Consider the following 15902-nt stretch of genomic DNA (forward strand, 5'->3'; position numbering starts at 1 on the left):
AAGAACGGGAGAATCCGGGCATCCGGAGGCGTGGAGGCGCCCGGGCCGGCGCACGCCGGCGACGTGCGCCCGGATCGCTACGGGGAGGGCCGCTTGGCGCCGAGCAGTACGGTGTCGCGACCGTCCTCCTCGGCGAGCAGGACCTTGACCGTCTCCCGCAACGACGTGGGGAGGTTCTTGCCGACGTAGTCGGCGCGGATGGGCAGTTCGCGGTGGCCGCGGTCGACGAGGACGGCGAGCTGCACCGCGCGGGGGCGCCCGATGTCGTTCAGCGCGTCGAGGGCGGCGCGGATGGTGCGCCCGGAGAAGAGCACGTCGTCGACGAGGACGACCAGCCGGCCGTCGATGCCGTCACCGGGGATCTCGGTGCGGGCCAGCGCACGCGGCGGGTGCATGCGCAGGTCGTCGCGGTACATGGTGATGTCGAGCGAGCCGACCAGGACTTTGCGTTCGGTGACCTGCTCGAGCTTGGCGGCGAGCCGCTGGGCGAGGAAGACGCCCCGGGTCGGGATGCCGAGGAGAACCACGTCGTCGGCGCCCTTGGCGCGCTCGACGATCTCGTGGGCGATGCGGGTCAGTACCCGCGCGATGTCGGGGCCTTCGAGAACGGGCCGCGCATCGACGTGCGTGTCCATGTGAACGGACCTCCTTCTCCGCCTCACGGGACGGACCTTAAAGGACGTCGGAATTGCGCCGCCCACGTTATCAGGTCGGCAGCGACACCCCTGTTCACCCCTTCGCCCGCCGCTCCTCACCCCCCTGGCGCAACCGGTCCGGCGTAGCACGGAAGAGTCGGTGTGGACCATTCGGCTTGACGGGCGAGAGTAACTCTGCGTAACCTCACAGTGAGTTACCAGCCGCGCGGCCTGGAAACATGCCAGCCGCGTCGACACAGTGCCGGGGAGCTATATGTCCAGCGAATACGCCAAACAGCTCGGGGCCAAGCTCCGAGCGATCCGCACCCAGCAGGGCCTTTCCCTCCACGGCGTCGAGGAGAAGTCCCAGGGCCGCTGGAAGGCGGTCGTGGTCGGTTCGTACGAGCGCGGCGACCGCGCCGTGACCGTGCAGCGTCTTGCCGAACTGGCGGACTTCTACGGCGTTCCGGTGCAGGAACTCCTTCCCGGCACCACTCCGGGCGGAGCCGCCGAGCCGCCGCCCAAGCTGGTCCTCGACCTGGAGCGGCTGGCCACAGTGCCGCCGGAGAAGGCGGGCCCGCTGCAGCGGTACGCGGCGACGATCCAGTCCCAGCGCGGCGACTACAACGGCAAGGTGCTCTCGATCCGTCAGGACGACCTGCGCACCCTCTCCGTGATCTACGACCAGTCCCCCTCGGTTCTCACCGAGCAGCTGATCAGCTGGGGCGTCCTGGACGCGGACGCGCGCCGTGCGGTCGCCTCGCACGACGAGGGCTGATCACGGAGCGCTCCGCGGGTTGAGCAGAAACGTACCGCCGGGGTGGCCCGAACCTGTGAGGTTCGGGCCACCCCGGCGGTCTTCGTCCGGCCGACCCGTCATCCCCGTAGTCCGCCCCGTCCCCTCACCGGGGCCCGGGGCACCGAGTACGCCGGAGGGCCCGCAGCGGTCGTGCTGCGGGCCCTCCGGCGTGTCTGTGCCGGCGCGGGTACCTGCCGGGCACCTGTACCGGTTCCTGTCCCGGTGGCGGTGCCCGCTCAGATCTCGTCGCGGCGCAGCGAGGGCTTGAGTTCCTTGAGCCGGCCGAGGAGGCCGTTGATGAACGAGGGCGACTCGTCCGTGGAGAACTCCTTCGCCAGCTGCACCATCTCGTCGAGGACGACGGCGTCCGGGGTCTCGTCGACCCAGATCAGCTCGTACGCGCCGAGACGCAGGAGGTTGCGGTCGACGACCGGCATCCGGTCCAGCGTCCAGCCGACCGAGTACTGGGCGATCAGCTCGTCGATGCGCGTCGCGTGCTCCGCGTAGCCCTCGACCAGCTGCATCGTGTACTCGCTCACCGGCGGCTGCCGGGTGTCGGAGCGGGAATGCCGGACCCAGTCCGCGAGGACCGTCAGAACGTCGGCGCCGCGCTGGTCACCCTCGAAGAGGATCTGGAAGGCGCGCTTGCGGGCCGTGTTGCGGGCAGCCACGGTTAGCTGGTCACCCGGCCGAGGTAGTCGCTGGTGCGCGTGTCGACCTTGATCTTCTCACCGGTGGTGATGAAGAGGGGGACCTGGATCTGGTGACCGGTCTCCAGCGTGGCCGGCTTGTTGCCGCCGGTGGAGCGGTCGCCCTGGACGCCCGGCTCGGTCTCGGCGACGGTCAGCTCGACAGCGGCCGGCAGCTCGACGAAGAGCACCTCGCCCTCGTGCTGGGCGACGGTGGCCTCGAAACCCTCGACGAGGAAGTGGGCGGCGTCACCGACGACCTTGCGGTCGATGTGCATCTGGTCGTAGGTCTCCATGTCCATGAAGACGAAGTAGTCGCCGTCCATGTAGGAGAACTGCATGTCCCGCTTGTCGACGGTAGCCGTGTCGACCTTCACGCCGGCGTTGAAGGTCTTGTCGACGGTCTTGCCGGAGAGCACGTTCTTGAGCTTGGTGCGCACAAAGGCCGGGCCCTTGCCGGGCTTGACGTGCTGGAACTCGACTACGGACCAGAGCTGGCCGCCTTCGAGCTTGAGCACCATGCCGTTCTTGAGGTCGTTCGTGGAAGCCACGTTGCGGAATCTCCTGGACTGACGTGAGACGACCCGGGGCCGGCACTCGGCGCGAGGCTAGAGCGCCAGCAGCTCCTTGGTCGTGATGGTGAGTAGCTCGGGTCCGCCGTCCGCCTCGGGGCGTACGACGAGCGTGTCATCGATCCGGACACCGCCCCGGCCCGGGAGGTGAACCCCTGGTTCGACGGTGACCGGCACACAAGCGTCCAGTTTACCCATGGCCGCCGGGGTCATCTGCGGGTCCTCGTCGATTTCGAGTCCGACTCCGTGTCCGGTGACGTCCGGAAGGGCCTCGGCGTACCCGGCCCCGTTCAGCACCTGACGGGTCGCGCGGTCCACGTCACGGCAGGCGGCACCGGGTACGAGGGACTCCCGTCCGGCCCGCTGAGCGGCGAAGACGAGGTCGTACAGCTCGATCTGCCAGTCCGCGGGGGTGGTGCCGATGACGAACGTACGGCCGATCGCACAGCGGTACCCGCGGTAGGCGGCGCCGAGACAGACGGAGAGGAAGTCGCCCTCCTCCACCCGCCGGTCCGTGGGCCGGTGACCGGGCCGCCCGGAGTTCGGGCCGGTGGCGACGGCGGTGGCGAAGGCGGGGCCGTCGGCACCGTGGTCGACCAGCCGGCGCTCCAGCTCCAGCGCGAGATGCCGCTCGGTACGGCCGACGAGGATCGACTCCAGCAGCTCGCCCAGGGCCTGGTCGGCGATCTCCGCGCCGATGCGCAGGCAGGAGATCTCCTCCTCGTCCTTGACCACCCGGAGCTGCTCGACCGCCGCTCCGACGTCGGCCAGACGCAGCCCGGGAGCGGCCGAGCCGAGGGCGCGATGCCGGGTCACGGTGAGGTGGTGCTCCTCGACGGCCAGGGAGTCGGCGCCCTGGGCGGCGGCGAGACCGGCGGCCAGGGCGGCCGGATCGCCGCCGGCCCTCGGCACGACGTGAACACGCAGCGCCTCGTCGGGCCGGGTCTGCGGGAAGCGGTCGTCGAGGGGCGCGGCGCACACCAGCAGGTCCTCGGCCGGGCCCAGCAGCAGCACGGTGTCCTCGGGGACGGCGCCCGCGAGATAGCGCACATTGGCGGGCCGGGACACCAGCGCCGCCGCGCTGCCGCCCGCGTTGCAGCACTCCCTCAGCCGCGTCCGGCGGACCGCGTACACCTCAGACATGACCCGAGCCTATGAGCGATGGCCGGATATCGCCGGTCGAGAGGTCCGAGCGGGCGGGCCGGCCCGGGGGCGGCGGCGCCGTGGGCGGGATTCACCAGGCCGGAGGGCTGGCGATGGACCGGGCCAGGACGTCGTCCAGGATCGCGGCCGTCTCCGGTATGCCGAGCTGGGAGTTGTCGATGATCGGGAGGCCCGAGCCGTACCAGCCGGCCATGCGGCCGTGGATGCGGGCGACCTCCTCGTCGCCGAGGCGGCGGTTGCCGGACCGCTCCGCGTTGCGTTCCAGGACGATGTCCAGGCCCGGCAGCAGGACGACGGGCAGCAGGCCCGGCCCCACATGCCGTTTCCAGCCACCGAGGCCGACGACGGGGCGGTCGGGGAAGACCGCGTCGTCGAGGATGCAGGAGATGCCGTTGGCGAGGAAGTTGCGCGCGGCGAAGCCACAGGTGCGGCGGGCCAGCCGGTACTGCGCCTCCGAGTGGTCGTTCCACCCGGTCTGCGGGTCGGCGAAGCCCGACCGCACCCACTCCCGTACGTCGTCCAGGCTGATGTGCGCGGTCGGCACCCGGCGGTGGTCCGCCCAGTACTTGGCGACACTGGTCTTCCCCGCTCCCGCCGGGCCTATGAGCAGCACCGCGAGCGTCGTACCGGCCGGGTCGGGGGCCGCGGGGGCCTGCGGGGCGCTGGGCACGGCCACGGGGCCGCCGGGCGGCAGCGGCACATGACCGGTGGCGTCCGGCGGCGGAACCGAGGGATGCCCGGCCTGCGGAACGCCTGCGGGGCGGGGCGTCGGCCCGGGCGGGGGCGCGGGGTACCCCTGGGCCGGAGGGGCCGGAGGGGCCGGAGGTGGTGGGGGCACCGGGGCGGGCCCCTGGTGCGCTCCCGGGTGGTGTGCGGCCGGTGACCAGCCGTCGGCCGGTCCGTGCCCCGGTCGGTGGGGCGGCGGCAGCGGAGAACCCACTGCGTGCTGCATCCGGTGCCACTCCGTCTCGGTCTGCTGGGCTCGGTTCACTCGCCACAGGCGACAAGCACTGAAGGCAGGGTGGGTCCCCGCTCTCCCCCACCCTAGAGCGTCGGGGTGTCTGTTCGAACGGTACGGCCCACTGCCGTTGTCGGATGAACGGCCGGAGGCGTCCCCGAGTGCCCCGATCGCCGGGCCGAACGGCCCGGCGATCGGGGCCGGGGGTCTGCTCCGGGTCTGCTCCGGGGGCTACTCCCCCACTTCTCCGTAAGCGGCGAGCAGCACCGCCGGGTCCGGGCCCTCCAGCACGGTGGGCCGGGCGAGACCGTCGAGGACGATGAAGCGCAGCAGGTCCCCGCGGGACTTCTTGTCGACCTTCATGGTCTCCAGCAGCTTGGGCCACTGGTCGTAGCGGTAGTGCAGGGGCAGCCCCACCGACTCGAGGACGGCGCGGTGCCGGTCGGCGGTGGCGTCGTCCAGACGGCCGGCGAGCCGGCCGAGTTCGGCGGCGAAGTGCATGCCCACCGACACCGCCGCGCCGTGGCGCCACTTGTAGCGCTCGTTCTTCTCGATTGCGTGGCCGAGGGTGTGCCCGTAGTTGAGGATCTCCCGGCGGCCCGCCTCCTTCAGGTCGGAGGAGACGACCTCGGCCTTGACCCGGATCGAGCGCTCGATGAGCTCGGCGGTGTGCGGGCCCGCCGGGGTGCGGGCGGCCTGGGGGTCGGCCTCGATGAGGTCCAGGATCACCGGGTCGGCGATGAAGCCGGCCTTGATGACCTCCGCCAGTCCGGAGACGTAGTCGTTGACCTGGAGGGAGTCCAGGGCGGCGAGGTCGCACAGCACACCGGCGGGCGGGTGGAAGGCGCCCACCAGGTTCTTGCCCTCGGCGGTGTTGATGCCGGTCTTGCCCCCGACGGCCGCGTCCACCATGGCCAGCACCGTGGTCGGGACCGCGATCCAGCGCACCCCGCGCAGCCAGGTCGCGGCCACGAAACCGGCCAGGTCGGTGCTGGCGCCGCCGCCCACGCCGACGATGACGTCGGTGCGGGTGAATCCGGACTGCCCGAGCGCCTTCCAGCAGTACGCGGCGACCTCGGCCGTCTTGGCCTCCTCCGCGTTGGGCACCTGGATGGCGATGGCCTCGTAGCCCTGCTCGGCGAGGTCGGCGCGGAGCACGTCGCCGGTCTCGGCGAGCGCCTCGGGGTGCACGATCGCGACCCGCTTGGCCTTGTCCCCGATCAACCCGCCGAGCTCGCCCAGGAGCTGACGGCCCACCAGGACCTCGTACGGGTCGGTGCCCGCGGTGCCGCCGACGTGGATCCGCGTCACTGCCTCGCTGCTCATGCTTGCTTCATCTCCAGTGCGTCCAGGGCGGAGCGGGTGACTTCTTCCGGCGTGCGGCCGTCCGTGGCCACGACGGCCGTCGCGGCCTCCTCGTACAGATGGCGCCGGGCCTCCATCAGCTCGCGCCACTGCTTGCGCGGATTGACCGCGAGCAGGGGGCGGGCGGCGTTGAGCCCGGTGCGCTTGACCGCCTCCTCGACGTCCATCGACAGATAGACGACCCGCTCCCCGGCGAGCAGCGCACGCGTGTCGGCGTCGAGGACGGCGCCACCGCCCAGGGCCAGGACGCCCTCGTGCTCGGCGAGCGCGGTGCGCACCGCCTGCTTCTCGATCGCGCGGAAGGCGGACTCGCCCTCGTCCACGAAGATCTCGGCGATGCTGCGGCCCTGCGCGGCGACGATGTCGTCGTCGGTGTCCCGGTAGCCGACGCCCAGCCGCTCGGCCAGCAGCCGCCCGACGGTGGACTTGCCCACTCCCATCGGGCCCACCAGCACGATCAGCGGGGTCACCGGACGGCCAGGTTCTCGAGGTAGGACGTCACGTTGCGGCGGGTCTCGGTGACGCTGTCGCCGCCGAACTTCTCCGCGACCGCGTCCGCGAGGACCAGTGCCACCATGGCCTCGGCGACGATGCCGGCCGCCGGCACGGCGCACACGTCGGAGCGCTGGTGGTGGGCGGCGGCCTCCTCGCCGGTGGCGACGTCCACCGTCTTCAGCGCCCGCGGCACGGTCGCGATGGGCTTCATCGCGGCCCGCACCCGCAGCAGCTCACCGGTGGTCAGGCCGCCCTCGGTGCCGCCGGAGCGGCCCGAGGCGCGCCGGATGCCCTCGTCGGTGGGGACGATCTCGTCGTGCGCCTTGGAGCCGGGCACCCGGGCCAGGTCGAAGCCGTCGCCGACCTCGACGCCCTTGATCGCCTGGATACCCATGAGGGCGGCGGCCAGCCGGGCGTCGAGACGCCGGTCCCAGTGCACGTGCGAGCCCAGCCCGACGGGGACGCCGTACGCCAGCACCTCGACCACGCCGCCGAGGGTGTCGCCGTCCTTGTGGGCCTGGTCGATCTCGGCGACCATCGCTTCCGAGGCGCCCGCGTCCAGGCAGCGCACCGGGTCCGCGTCCAGCTTCTCCACGTCGGCCGGGGTCGGGTACACCCCATAGGGCGCCTTGGCGGCGGCCAGCTCCACCACGTGGGAGACGATCTCGATGCCGGCCGTCTCCTTCAGGTACGACCGGGCCACCGCGCCCAGTGCCACACGGGCCGCGGTCTCGCGCGCGGAGGCCCGCTCCAGGATCGGCCGGGCCTCGTCGAAGCCGTACTTCTGCATGCCGGCGAGGTCCGCGTGGCCGGGGCGCGGGCGGGTCAGCGGGGCGTTGCGGGCGAGGCCGGCCAGGACCTCGGGGTCGACCGGGTCGGCCGCCATGACCTGCTCCCACTTCGGCCACTCGGTGTTGCCCACCATGACCGCGACCGGGGAACCGAGGGTGAGGCCGTGCCGGACGCCGCCGAGGAAGGTGACCTCGTCCCGCTCGAACTTCATCCGGGCACCGCGACCGTAGCCCAGCCGCCGCCTCGCGAGATGGTCCGCCACCATGTCCGTGGTGATCGGTACGCCGGCGGGAAGACCCTCCAGCGTCGCGACGAGTGCGGGGCCGTGGGACTCCCCCGCGGTCAGCCAGCGCAACCTGCTCAACGGTGCTCCTCGGTGCTCGCGCCCTGGTACTGCTCTGCGCACGCGCGTCCTCGCGTACGGCTATGGCGCGACGGGGTGCGTGGCCCCGGCCCGCCGTTTCCGATCCTCCCACGTCCGGGCGGTGCGTCCGGCCGCCGGTCCATCAGACGGACGGGCTGCGGCGAAGCGTGGGCCCCGAGGAAGCCGGCCCCGCGTCCCTGCCCGTGTCCGGCCGCCCGCGGTCAGGAGAGGTGTGCCCCTCCCCCGTTCCGCCCCCTGCGGCGCCGGGACGGATCCCTATCGGGCCGCGAGAGCGCGCTCGCCTGCTTCTCGCATGACGGCCACCGGGGCCGGGGCGCGTCCCGTCATCTGCTCGACCTGGAGCACCGCCTGGTGCACCAGCAGGTCGAGCCCGCCGACCACGGCGCCGCCGCACGCCGACCAGCGGGCTGCGAGGGCGGTCGGCCAGGGGTCGTAGAGCACGTCGAAGAGGGCCGCGGGGCGTTCCGGCACGGCTCGGGCGAGGGTGTCGGTGACGCCCGCCGGGGTGGTGGTGATCACCAACGGAGCGTGCAGGGCCTGCTCGGCGTCGTCCCAGTCGGCGATGCGCACCGCGACGCCGAGCCGCTCGGCCCACTGCCCCATCTCGGCGGCGCGTGCCTCGCTGCGCACGTAGACGGCGACCTCGCCGGTGCAGATCCGGGACAGCGCGGCCAGCGCGGACGAGGCGGTGGCGCCGGCGCCGAGGACGGCCGCGGTGTCCACCTTCTCGATGCCGTGCTCGCGCAGGGCGGCGACCATGCCGGGGATGTCGGTGTTGTCACCGGTCCTCCGGCCGTCCTCGGCGAACACGACGGTGTTGACCGCGTCGACCGAGGCCGCGGTCTGGCTGATTCCGTCCAGCAGCGGGATCACGGCCCGCTTGAGCGGCATGGTCAGCGACAGCCCGGCCCACTCGCGTCCGAGCGTCCCGAAGAAGCCCGGCAGGGCCTGCTCGTCGACCTCGAACCGGTCGTACGTCCACTCCCTCAGCCCCAGTTCCGCGTACGCGGCACGGTGCAGCACCGGGGAGAGGGAGTGGGCGATCGGAGAGCCGAGGACGGCTGCCCGTCGTGCCCTGGCCGCCCTAACTGGCATTGAACTTGTCCTTCAACTTCAGGAACTCGTCGTGCGTCTTGGCGAACTCGGTCTTGCTTATTCCGTCGGTGGCCACGAAGTAGACCCAGCCGTCCTTGGTCGGCTTCAGGGCCGCGGTCAGCGCGTCGTCCCCGGGATTGCCGATGGGGCCGGGCGGCAGCCCCTTGTTGGTATAGGTGTTGTACGGGTCCTTGTTTCTGTTGATCTCGGACTCGCTGATGCGGATGTTGCTCGCGCCCTTCAAGTAGTTGAAGGTCGAGTCGAACTGGAGCAACTGGTAGGTCTCGGTATTGCTGGGCTTGAGGCGGTTGTAGATGACCTCGGACATCTTGCGGAAGTCGTCGTGGGTCTTGCCCTCGGCCTGCACCAGACTCGCGACCGTCACCAGTTCCCACGGCCCTTCGAGACCGAGGCTCTCGGCCTTCTCCGGGAACTGCAGTGCCTCGTACTTTTCGGTGGCCCGGCCCACCATCTCCTTCAGCACGTCCGCGGGCTTCGCGTCCTTGCCCACCGCGTAGCTGGACGGGTAGAGGAAGCCCTCCAGTGGATCCTTGACGTCCCCGCCGTTCACCGCCCAGTCGGGCAGGCCGAGCTTCTTCCAGTCCTTCTCGGCGACCTTCGCCGTGGTCCCGTCGTCGAGCTTGAGACGTTCGTCGATACTCTCGTAGATCTTGGCGTTGCGCCAGCCCTCGGCGATGATCAGGTTGCTGCGGCTCTTCGGGCTGAGCATCAGCTCGACCGCGCTCTCGGCCGACATCTCCAGCTCGAGCGTATAGACGCCGTCCTGGATCGTCTTGCCCTGCGGGTTGCTCGCCTGGGCCGCGACGAAGGCGTCGACGCTCTTGACCACGCCTTCCTTCTTGAGCACCTGGCCGATGGCGTATCCGCCCGCGCCCTTGGGGATCGTGACGGTCACCTGCTCGCCGTTCCCGTCGCCCGCGAAGTCCGGGGCGCTGCCGAAACGATCCTGGACGAACTGCCAGCCGAAGTAGCTCACCCCGGCCAGACCGCCGCCGAGGACCAGCACCACCACGAGGCAGGCGGATCCGTTGCGCCGCTTCTTGTCCTTGCCGCCCTTGGCTCCCCTGTCGGCCTTGCCGCTCCTGCCCCGGCGCTCGCCTCGGCCGCGGCGAGCGCCCGGATCGCCGTCACCGTCCTCGTCGTCATCGTCGGCGCCCGAGAAGAAGGCGTGTTCTCCCTGGTCGGGGCCGGGGTCCCAGTCGGTGTCCGGCTCCGGGTCCGCCTCCCGCTCCGGCCGCCGCTCGGGCTCGGCGTTCCGGTGGGCCGGGGGCTCCGGCGGCGGATAGGCCTCCGGTGTGCCGTAGTGGTCGGACTGCTGAGCGCCGTACGCACCGCCCTGCTGCCCGTACGGGTCCGTCGGATCGGCCGCCGCGTACGGGTCCTGCGGGTGGGCGCCGTTGTGCCAGCCGCCGGTGTCGTACGGCTGCTGGTCGGGATGCTGCATCTGCTGGGGGGCGTACTGCTGGTCGTACTGCTGCTGACCGTACTGCTGCGGGTACTGCTGCTGGTCGTGCTGCTGCTGACCGTACTGCTGCGGGTACTGCTGCTGGTCGTGCTGCGGGTACTGCTGCTGGCCGTATCCGCCCTGCTCGGCGCTGCCCCAGTCGCCGTACTGCTGCTGCGGGTAATGCTGCGCTTGGCCCTCGTAGGGGGACTGCTGACCCGGCTGGGCCTGCTGGGCATGCTGCCCGGTCCACCCGCCGTCGCCGTACAACGGGTCGTCCGGGTGCCACGGTTCGGAGCCTTGGCCCCGGCCATACTCAGTCATCGATCCCCTAGAGCCGCGAGGCGGCGGTCGCGCGGCTGTGGGGGCGCCGGCACCCGTCCCGCCTCTCTCTGTGCGGTGGCTGTTCGAACGCCACCGCATCGCGCGGAACGTTACCGTACCGCGATCAGATGACCACTTCGACGCCCTCACCGGGTGGGTTGCCTGACACCCGTTCGGATTCGAGTGCCTGCTGGAGGATGATCACCGCGGCGGCCTGGTCGATGACGGAGCGCCCCTTCTTGGACTTCACGCCCGAGGCGCGCAGCCCCTGGCTCGCCGTCACCGTCGTCATGCGCTCGTCCACGAGCCGCACCGGCACCGGCGCGATCCGGCGGGCCAGCTCCTGGGTGAAGCCGCGGACCTTGGCCGCGGCGGGGCCCTCGCCCCCCTTGAGGGAGCGAGGGAGACCGACCACGACCTCGATCGGCTCGTACTCCTCGACGAGCTGCCGAAGGCGCCGGTGAGCCGCCGGGACGTCCCGGCCGGGCACCGTCTCGACCGGAGTGGCGAGGATCCCGTCGGGGTCGCACGAGGCGACCCCGATACGGGCGTCCCCGACGTCGATCGCGAGCCGGCGCCCGCGGCGCATCGCGGGGCCGTCTCCGCCCGGCGTGGGGTTGGCCACGGGCTCGCTCACTTGGCCGTGTCCGCCACGAGCCGCTCGACGGCGTCGACGGCTTCACCGACGGCGGCCGGGTTCTGGCCGCCGCCCTGAGCGACGTCCGGCTTGCCGCCGCCACCGCCGCCGAGGGTCTTGGCGGCCGTGCGGACCAGGTCACCGGCCTTGAGACCGCGCTCGCGGGCGGCCTCGTTGGTGGCGATCACGGTGAGGGGCTTGCCGTTGTTGACCGTGAACAGGGCGACGACGGCGGCCCGGCCCCCCTGGATGCGCCCTCGTACGTCCAGCACCAGCTTGCGCAGGTCGTCGGCGCCGGTGCCGTCCGGGACCTGGCCGGTCACCAGGGCGACCCCGTGGACGTCCCTGGCGGACTCGGCGAGGCCTCCGGCGGCCTGGAGCACCTTCTCGGCGCGGAACTTCTCGATCTCCTTCTCGGCGTCCTTGAGCTTGCCGAGCATGGCGGAGACCTTCTCCGGGAGCTCCTCCGGGCGGCCCTTGATCAGCTCCTGGAGCTGGGCGACGACAGTGTGCTCGCGGGCGAGGAAGTTGTAGGCGTCCACGCCGACCAGGGCCTCGATGCGGCGCACGCCGGAGCCGATGGAGGACTCGCCGAGCAGCTTGACCAGGCCGAGCTGGGCGGTGTTGTGCACGTGGGTGCCGCCGCACAGCTCCTTGGAGAAGTCGCCGATGGTCACCACGCGCACGCGCTCGCCGTACTTCTCGCCGAACTCGGCGATGGCGCCCTGCTTCTTGGCCTCGTCGATCCGCATGACGTCGGCACGCACGTCGAGGTCACGGGCGAGCACCTCGTTGATCTTCTGCTCGACATCGGTCATCACGGCCGTCGGAACGGCGGAGGGCGAGCCGAAGTCGAAGCGGAAGCGGCCGGGCTGGTTCTCGGAACCGGCCTGGGCGGCCGTCGGGCCGAGGGCGTCACGCAGGGCCTGGTGGGTGAGGTGGGTGGCGGAGTGGGCGCGGGCGATGGCCTTGCGGCGGCGGTCGTCGATGGAGGCGTGGGCCTTGGCGCCGACGGTCACCTCGCCGACCTGGACGACGCCCTTGTGGACGTACACGCCCGGCACCGGCTTCTGGCAGTCGCGGACCTCGATGACGGCACCGGAGTCGGCCCTGATCCGGCCGGTGTCGCCGATCTGGCCGCCGCCCTCGGCGTAGAACGGGGTGCGGTCGAGGACGATCTCCACCTCGTCGCCCTCGGTGGCGGCCGGTGAGGAGACGCCGTCGACGAGGATGCCCACGACGGTGGACTCGCCCTCGGTGTCGGTGTAGCCGGTGAAGTCGGTGGCGCCGGCCCGGTCGGCGATCTCGCGGTAGGCGCCGAGGTCGGCGTGGCCGGTCTTCTTGGCCTGGGCGTCGGCCTTGGCCCGCTCCCGCTGCTCCTTCATCAGCCGCCGGAAGCCGTCCTCGTCCACGGAGAGCCCCTGCTCGGCGGCCATCTCCAGGGTGAGGTCGATCGGGAAGCCCCAGGTGTCGTGGAGCAGGAAGGCCTTGTCGCCGGCCAGGACCGTGCCGCCGGACTGCTTGGTCTCGGTGACGGCGGTGTCGAGGATGTTGGTGCCCGCCTTCAGCGTCTTGAGGAAGGCGTTCTCCTCGGCGACGGCGACCTTCTCGATCCGCTCGCGGTCGGTGATCAGCTCGGGGTACTGCTGCCCCATCATCTCGATCACGATGTCGATGAGGTCCTTGACGACCGGGCCGGTGGCGCCGAGGAGGCGCATGTTGCGGATGGCGCGGCGCATGATGCGGCGCAGCACGTAGCCGCGGCCCTCGTTGCCGGGGGTGACACCGTCGCCGATGAGCATCACGGAGGTGCGCATGTGGTCGGTGACCACGCGCAGCGAGACGTCGGAGGCCTGGGCGTCGCCGTAGGCCACGCCCGTCAGCTCGGTGGCCTTCTTGATGACGGCCATGGAGGTGTCGATCTCGTACATGTTCTGCACGTCCTGCAGAATCATGGCGAGCCGTTCCAGGCCGAGGCCCGTGTCGATGTTCTGGCTCGGCAGGTCGCCGAGGATCGGGTAGTCCTTGCCCGGCCCCTCGCCCCGCTCGTACTGCATGAAGACGAGGTTCCAGATCTCCACGTACCGCTCGTCGTTGACGGCGGGGCCGCCCTCGACGCCGAACTCGGGGCCGCGGTCGTAGTTGATCTCGGAGCAGGGACCGCAGGGGCCGGGGACGCCCATGTCCCAGTAGTTGTCCTTCTTGCCCAGGCGCTGGATGCGCTCCTCGGGCACGCCGACGACGTCGCGCCAGATCCGCTCGGCCTCGTCGTCGTCCTGGTAGACGGTGATCCACAGGCGCTCGGGGTCCAGGCCGTAGCCGCCCTGCTCCTGGGAGCTGGTGAGCAGCTCCCAGGCGAGCTTGATGGCGCCTTCCTTGAAGTAGTCGCCGAAGGAGAAGTTGCCGCACATCTGGAAGAAGGTGCCGTGCCGGGTGGTCTTCCCGACCTCTTCGATGTCCGGCGTGCGGACGCACTTCTGGACGCTGGTGGCGCGGTCGAAGGGCGGCTTGACCTCGCCCAGGAAGTAGGGCTTGAAGGGCACCATGCCGGCCGGGACGAGCAGCAGAGTCGGGTCGTCCGCGATGAGCGACGCCGAAGGGACGACGGTGTGCCCGCGCTCCTCGAAGAAGCTCAGCCAGCGGCGGCGGATCTCGGCCGACTCCATCAGTGGTCCTCATTCCGGTTGTACGGGTGCGTCAGGTACGTCGAGCGCTCGACGTACCGGGGGTCGTGCTTCGGGCTGTTGCGGTTCTCGATGGCGGCGTACCGGCGGGCCGCCGGGAGTTCCCGGTCGGCGGGGGCGTCGAGGCCGAGGGCGTCGCCCAGTTCGGCCTCGCGCCGGGCCATGTTGTCGCGGACGTCGAACGCGAAGTCCACTGCCCGGTCCTTGAGCCGGCCGCCCGCCTCGATCGCCTTGTTCGCCGCGGTCACGGCGAGGTTCTCGGGGGTCAGCTGCTTCAGCTTGCGGTTGACCTTGGTGGTGGCCCACACCCCGGCGGCGACGCCGGTGCTGAACCAGAAGGTACGGCGGAACATCGCTGCGTCAGTCCTTCTTTCCCCGGGTGCGCCCCGCCCGCCGCATGCCCGGGACGGCGCGGCCCACGATCACGGTGCGTCCCGGTGCCCTGGCGGACGTGTCCTCCTTGCGGCCGCTGACGGCCCGGCGCACGCCGTAGCCGAAGGCGGCGACCTTGACCAGCGGGCCGCCGAAGGTGGAGGCGACGGTGGTCGACAGCGCGGAGGCGTTGGAGGTGACCTCCTGGACGTCGGAGGCGATCGCGTCGACCCGTTCGATCTGGGTCTGCGCGGAGCGCACCGCCGAGGAGGCGTCCGCCAGCAGCGGGACGGCCTGGTCGGTCACGTCCGCCACGAGCTTGGTGGTCGCCCGGAGCGTCTGGGCCAGCCTCGCCAGTGCGACGGCGAGGAAGGAGACCAGGATCGCCCAGAACACGGCCACCAGGATTCCGGCCACCTCTCCACCGGACACTGTGCGCACCTGCTCCCTGAGAAACGTGCCTGCCACATCGAAGAGCTTCGAAGAACCTCAAGGAGCCTCAAGGAACATCGAGAACTTCGAGAAACACCGAGAACGTCAAGAAATTCGTGCACCGAGCCTATCGCGCCGGTGGCGGGACTCCGCACCGGATTACCGTCCGGCGGGGTCGGCACGTCGCGGCCGGGGCGCCCATGCAGCAGCCCGCCGCCCCGCCCACCCTGAGGGGCGGGGAGACGGCGGGCTGAGGTACCGCCTGCCTGCTGGGGTCAGCGGGCGTAGAACTCGACGACGAGCTGCTCGTCGCAGATCACCGGGATCTCCTTGCGGTTCGGCTCACGGTCCAGGCGGAACGCCAGGGCCTTGAGGTTCACCTGAAGGTAGCGCGGGGTCTCGCCGTCGGGGGCGAAGCCACCCTCGCGGGCGATCGTGAAGAGCGTCTTGTCCTTGCTGCGCTCACGGACCTGCACGACGTCGTCCGGGCGCAGGAGGAAGGAGGGCTTGTCGACCTTCTTGCCGTTGACCTGGATGTGGCCGTGGGTGACCATCTGACGGGCCTGGTAGATCGTGCGGGCGATGCCCGAACGCAGGACCAGGGCGTCGAGACGGCGCTCGAGCTCGATGACGAGGGCGTCACCGGTCTTGATCGTCGTCTTGGCGGCACGCTCGTACGCGCGGACGAGCTGGCGCTCGCTGATGTCGTACTGGGCGCGCAGGCGCTGCTTCTCCAGCAGACGGACCTTGTAGTCCGAGTTCTGCTTGCGGCCGCGGCCGTGCTCACCCGGGGGGTAGGGGCGGGCCTCGAAGTACTTGACGGCCTTCGGGGTCAGCGCGATACCCAGGGCACGCGACTTCTTGACCTTGGGACGGGACTGGTTCGCCATGAACCAAACACCTCGTGTTCTCTGTGCGAATACGGCTTCACCAGGGTTAAGGGAGGTCGCATCCGCAGCCGGGGAAACCCCGCGGGTCCGTGTCGGACCTGCCGGGCAGCCGCTCCCCTGATCTGGGCACATACGTGCAGCACGCGAGT

16 protein-coding genes are annotated in these 15902 nt (G+C 71.1%); 1 reads left to right on the plus strand and 15 read right to left on the minus strand.

The window, feature by feature from the left end; translation table 11 throughout:
• Positions 1-77 precede the first annotated feature (77 nt).
• Entirely contained in the window at positions 78-635 is a 558-nt protein-coding gene (gene pyrR, locus DIZ27_RS18040; RefSeq protein WP_109379455.1) for a bifunctional pyr operon transcriptional regulator/uracil phosphoribosyltransferase PyrR, read from the minus strand.
• 274 nt (positions 636-909) lie between these two features.
• Here pyrR and bldD point away from each other — a divergent pair, with 274 nt between their 5' ends.
• A complete protein-coding gene (gene bldD / locus DIZ27_RS18045) occupies positions 910-1413 on the plus strand; it encodes a transcriptional regulator BldD (RefSeq protein WP_109379456.1) in 504 nt (167 codons plus the stop codon).
• 257 nt (positions 1414-1670) lie between these two features.
• Here bldD and nusB read toward each other — a convergent pair whose 3' ends face one another.
• From nusB to rpsD, 14 genes are all read right to left on the minus strand, one after another.
• A complete protein-coding gene (nusB, locus tag DIZ27_RS18050) occupies positions 1671-2105 on the minus strand; it encodes a transcription antitermination factor NusB (RefSeq protein ID WP_109379457.1) in 435 nt (144 codons plus the stop codon).
• Between the two features lie 2 nt (positions 2106-2107).
• Positions 2108-2674, minus strand: a complete 567-nt coding sequence (gene efp / locus DIZ27_RS18055) for an elongation factor P (RefSeq protein WP_109379458.1) — start codon at positions 2672-2674, stop codon at positions 2108-2110.
• Between the two features lie 57 nt (positions 2675-2731).
• Positions 2732-3838: an aminopeptidase P family protein gene (locus tag DIZ27_RS18060; protein WP_109379459.1), complete on the minus strand. Its 1107-nt coding sequence runs from the start codon at positions 3836-3838 to the stop codon at positions 2732-2734.
• A gap of 91 nt (positions 3839-3929) precedes the next feature.
• Complete coding sequence (locus DIZ27_RS18065; protein ID WP_109379563.1) at positions 3930-4811, minus strand: Pro-rich N-terminal domain-containing protein; 882 nt, start codon at positions 4809-4811, stop codon at positions 3930-3932.
• Between the two features lie 237 nt (positions 4812-5048).
• Positions 5049-6143, minus strand: coding sequence for a 3-dehydroquinate synthase (gene aroB, locus DIZ27_RS18070; protein WP_109379460.1), 1095 nt, complete (start codon positions 6141-6143; stop codon positions 5049-5051).
• Complete coding sequence (locus DIZ27_RS18075; RefSeq protein ID WP_181383581.1) at positions 6140-6622, minus strand: shikimate kinase; 483 nt, start codon at positions 6620-6622, stop codon at positions 6140-6142. Before DIZ27_RS18075 ends, aroB begins: the two co-directional genes overlap by 4 nt.
• A gap of 26 nt (positions 6623-6648) precedes the next feature.
• On the minus strand, positions 6649-7833 hold the full coding sequence (gene aroC, locus DIZ27_RS18080) for a chorismate synthase (RefSeq protein WP_109379462.1): 1185 nt from the start codon (positions 7831-7833) through the stop codon (positions 6649-6651).
• A 276-nt stretch (positions 7834-8109) separates the two neighbouring features.
• The gene (locus tag DIZ27_RS18085) at positions 8110-8949 is read right to left on the minus strand and encodes a shikimate dehydrogenase (protein ID WP_109379463.1); all 840 of its coding nucleotides are present in this window, start codon (positions 8947-8949) and stop codon (positions 8110-8112) included.
• Positions 8939-10738, minus strand: a complete 1800-nt coding sequence (mltG, locus tag DIZ27_RS18090) for an endolytic transglycosylase MltG (protein WP_109379464.1) — start codon at positions 10736-10738, stop codon at positions 8939-8941. Before mltG ends, DIZ27_RS18085 begins: the two co-directional genes overlap by 11 nt.
• A 124-nt stretch (positions 10739-10862) precedes the next feature.
• Complete coding sequence (gene ruvX, locus DIZ27_RS18100) at positions 10863-11327, minus strand: Holliday junction resolvase RuvX (RefSeq protein WP_109379564.1); 465 nt, start codon at positions 11325-11327, stop codon at positions 10863-10865.
• A gap of 44 nt (positions 11328-11371) precedes the next feature.
• Positions 11372-14041, minus strand: a complete 2670-nt coding sequence (alaS, locus tag DIZ27_RS18105) for an alanine--tRNA ligase (protein ID WP_109379465.1) — start codon at positions 14039-14041, stop codon at positions 11372-11374.
• The gene (locus DIZ27_RS18110; RefSeq protein WP_109379466.1) at positions 14041-14412 is read right to left on the minus strand and encodes a hypothetical protein; all 372 of its coding nucleotides are present in this window, start codon (positions 14410-14412) and stop codon (positions 14041-14043) included. Before DIZ27_RS18110 ends, alaS begins: the two co-directional genes overlap by 1 nt.
• Before the next feature lie 7 nt (positions 14413-14419).
• Positions 14420-14863 (minus strand): DUF948 domain-containing protein, encoded by a 444-nt coding sequence (locus tag DIZ27_RS18115; RefSeq protein ID WP_109379467.1) that lies wholly within the window; start codon positions 14861-14863, stop codon positions 14420-14422.
• A 275-nt stretch (positions 14864-15138) separates the two neighbouring features.
• Positions 15139-15753, minus strand: a complete 615-nt coding sequence (gene rpsD / locus DIZ27_RS18120) for a 30S ribosomal protein S4 (RefSeq protein ID WP_109379468.1) — start codon at positions 15751-15753, stop codon at positions 15139-15141.
• Positions 15754-15902: the final 149 nt, after the last annotated feature.

It is taken from the genome of Streptomyces sp. NWU339, assembly GCF_003143855.1.
In the GTDB taxonomy this organism is placed as follows: Bacteria; Actinomycetota; Actinomycetes; order Streptomycetales; family Streptomycetaceae; genus Streptomyces.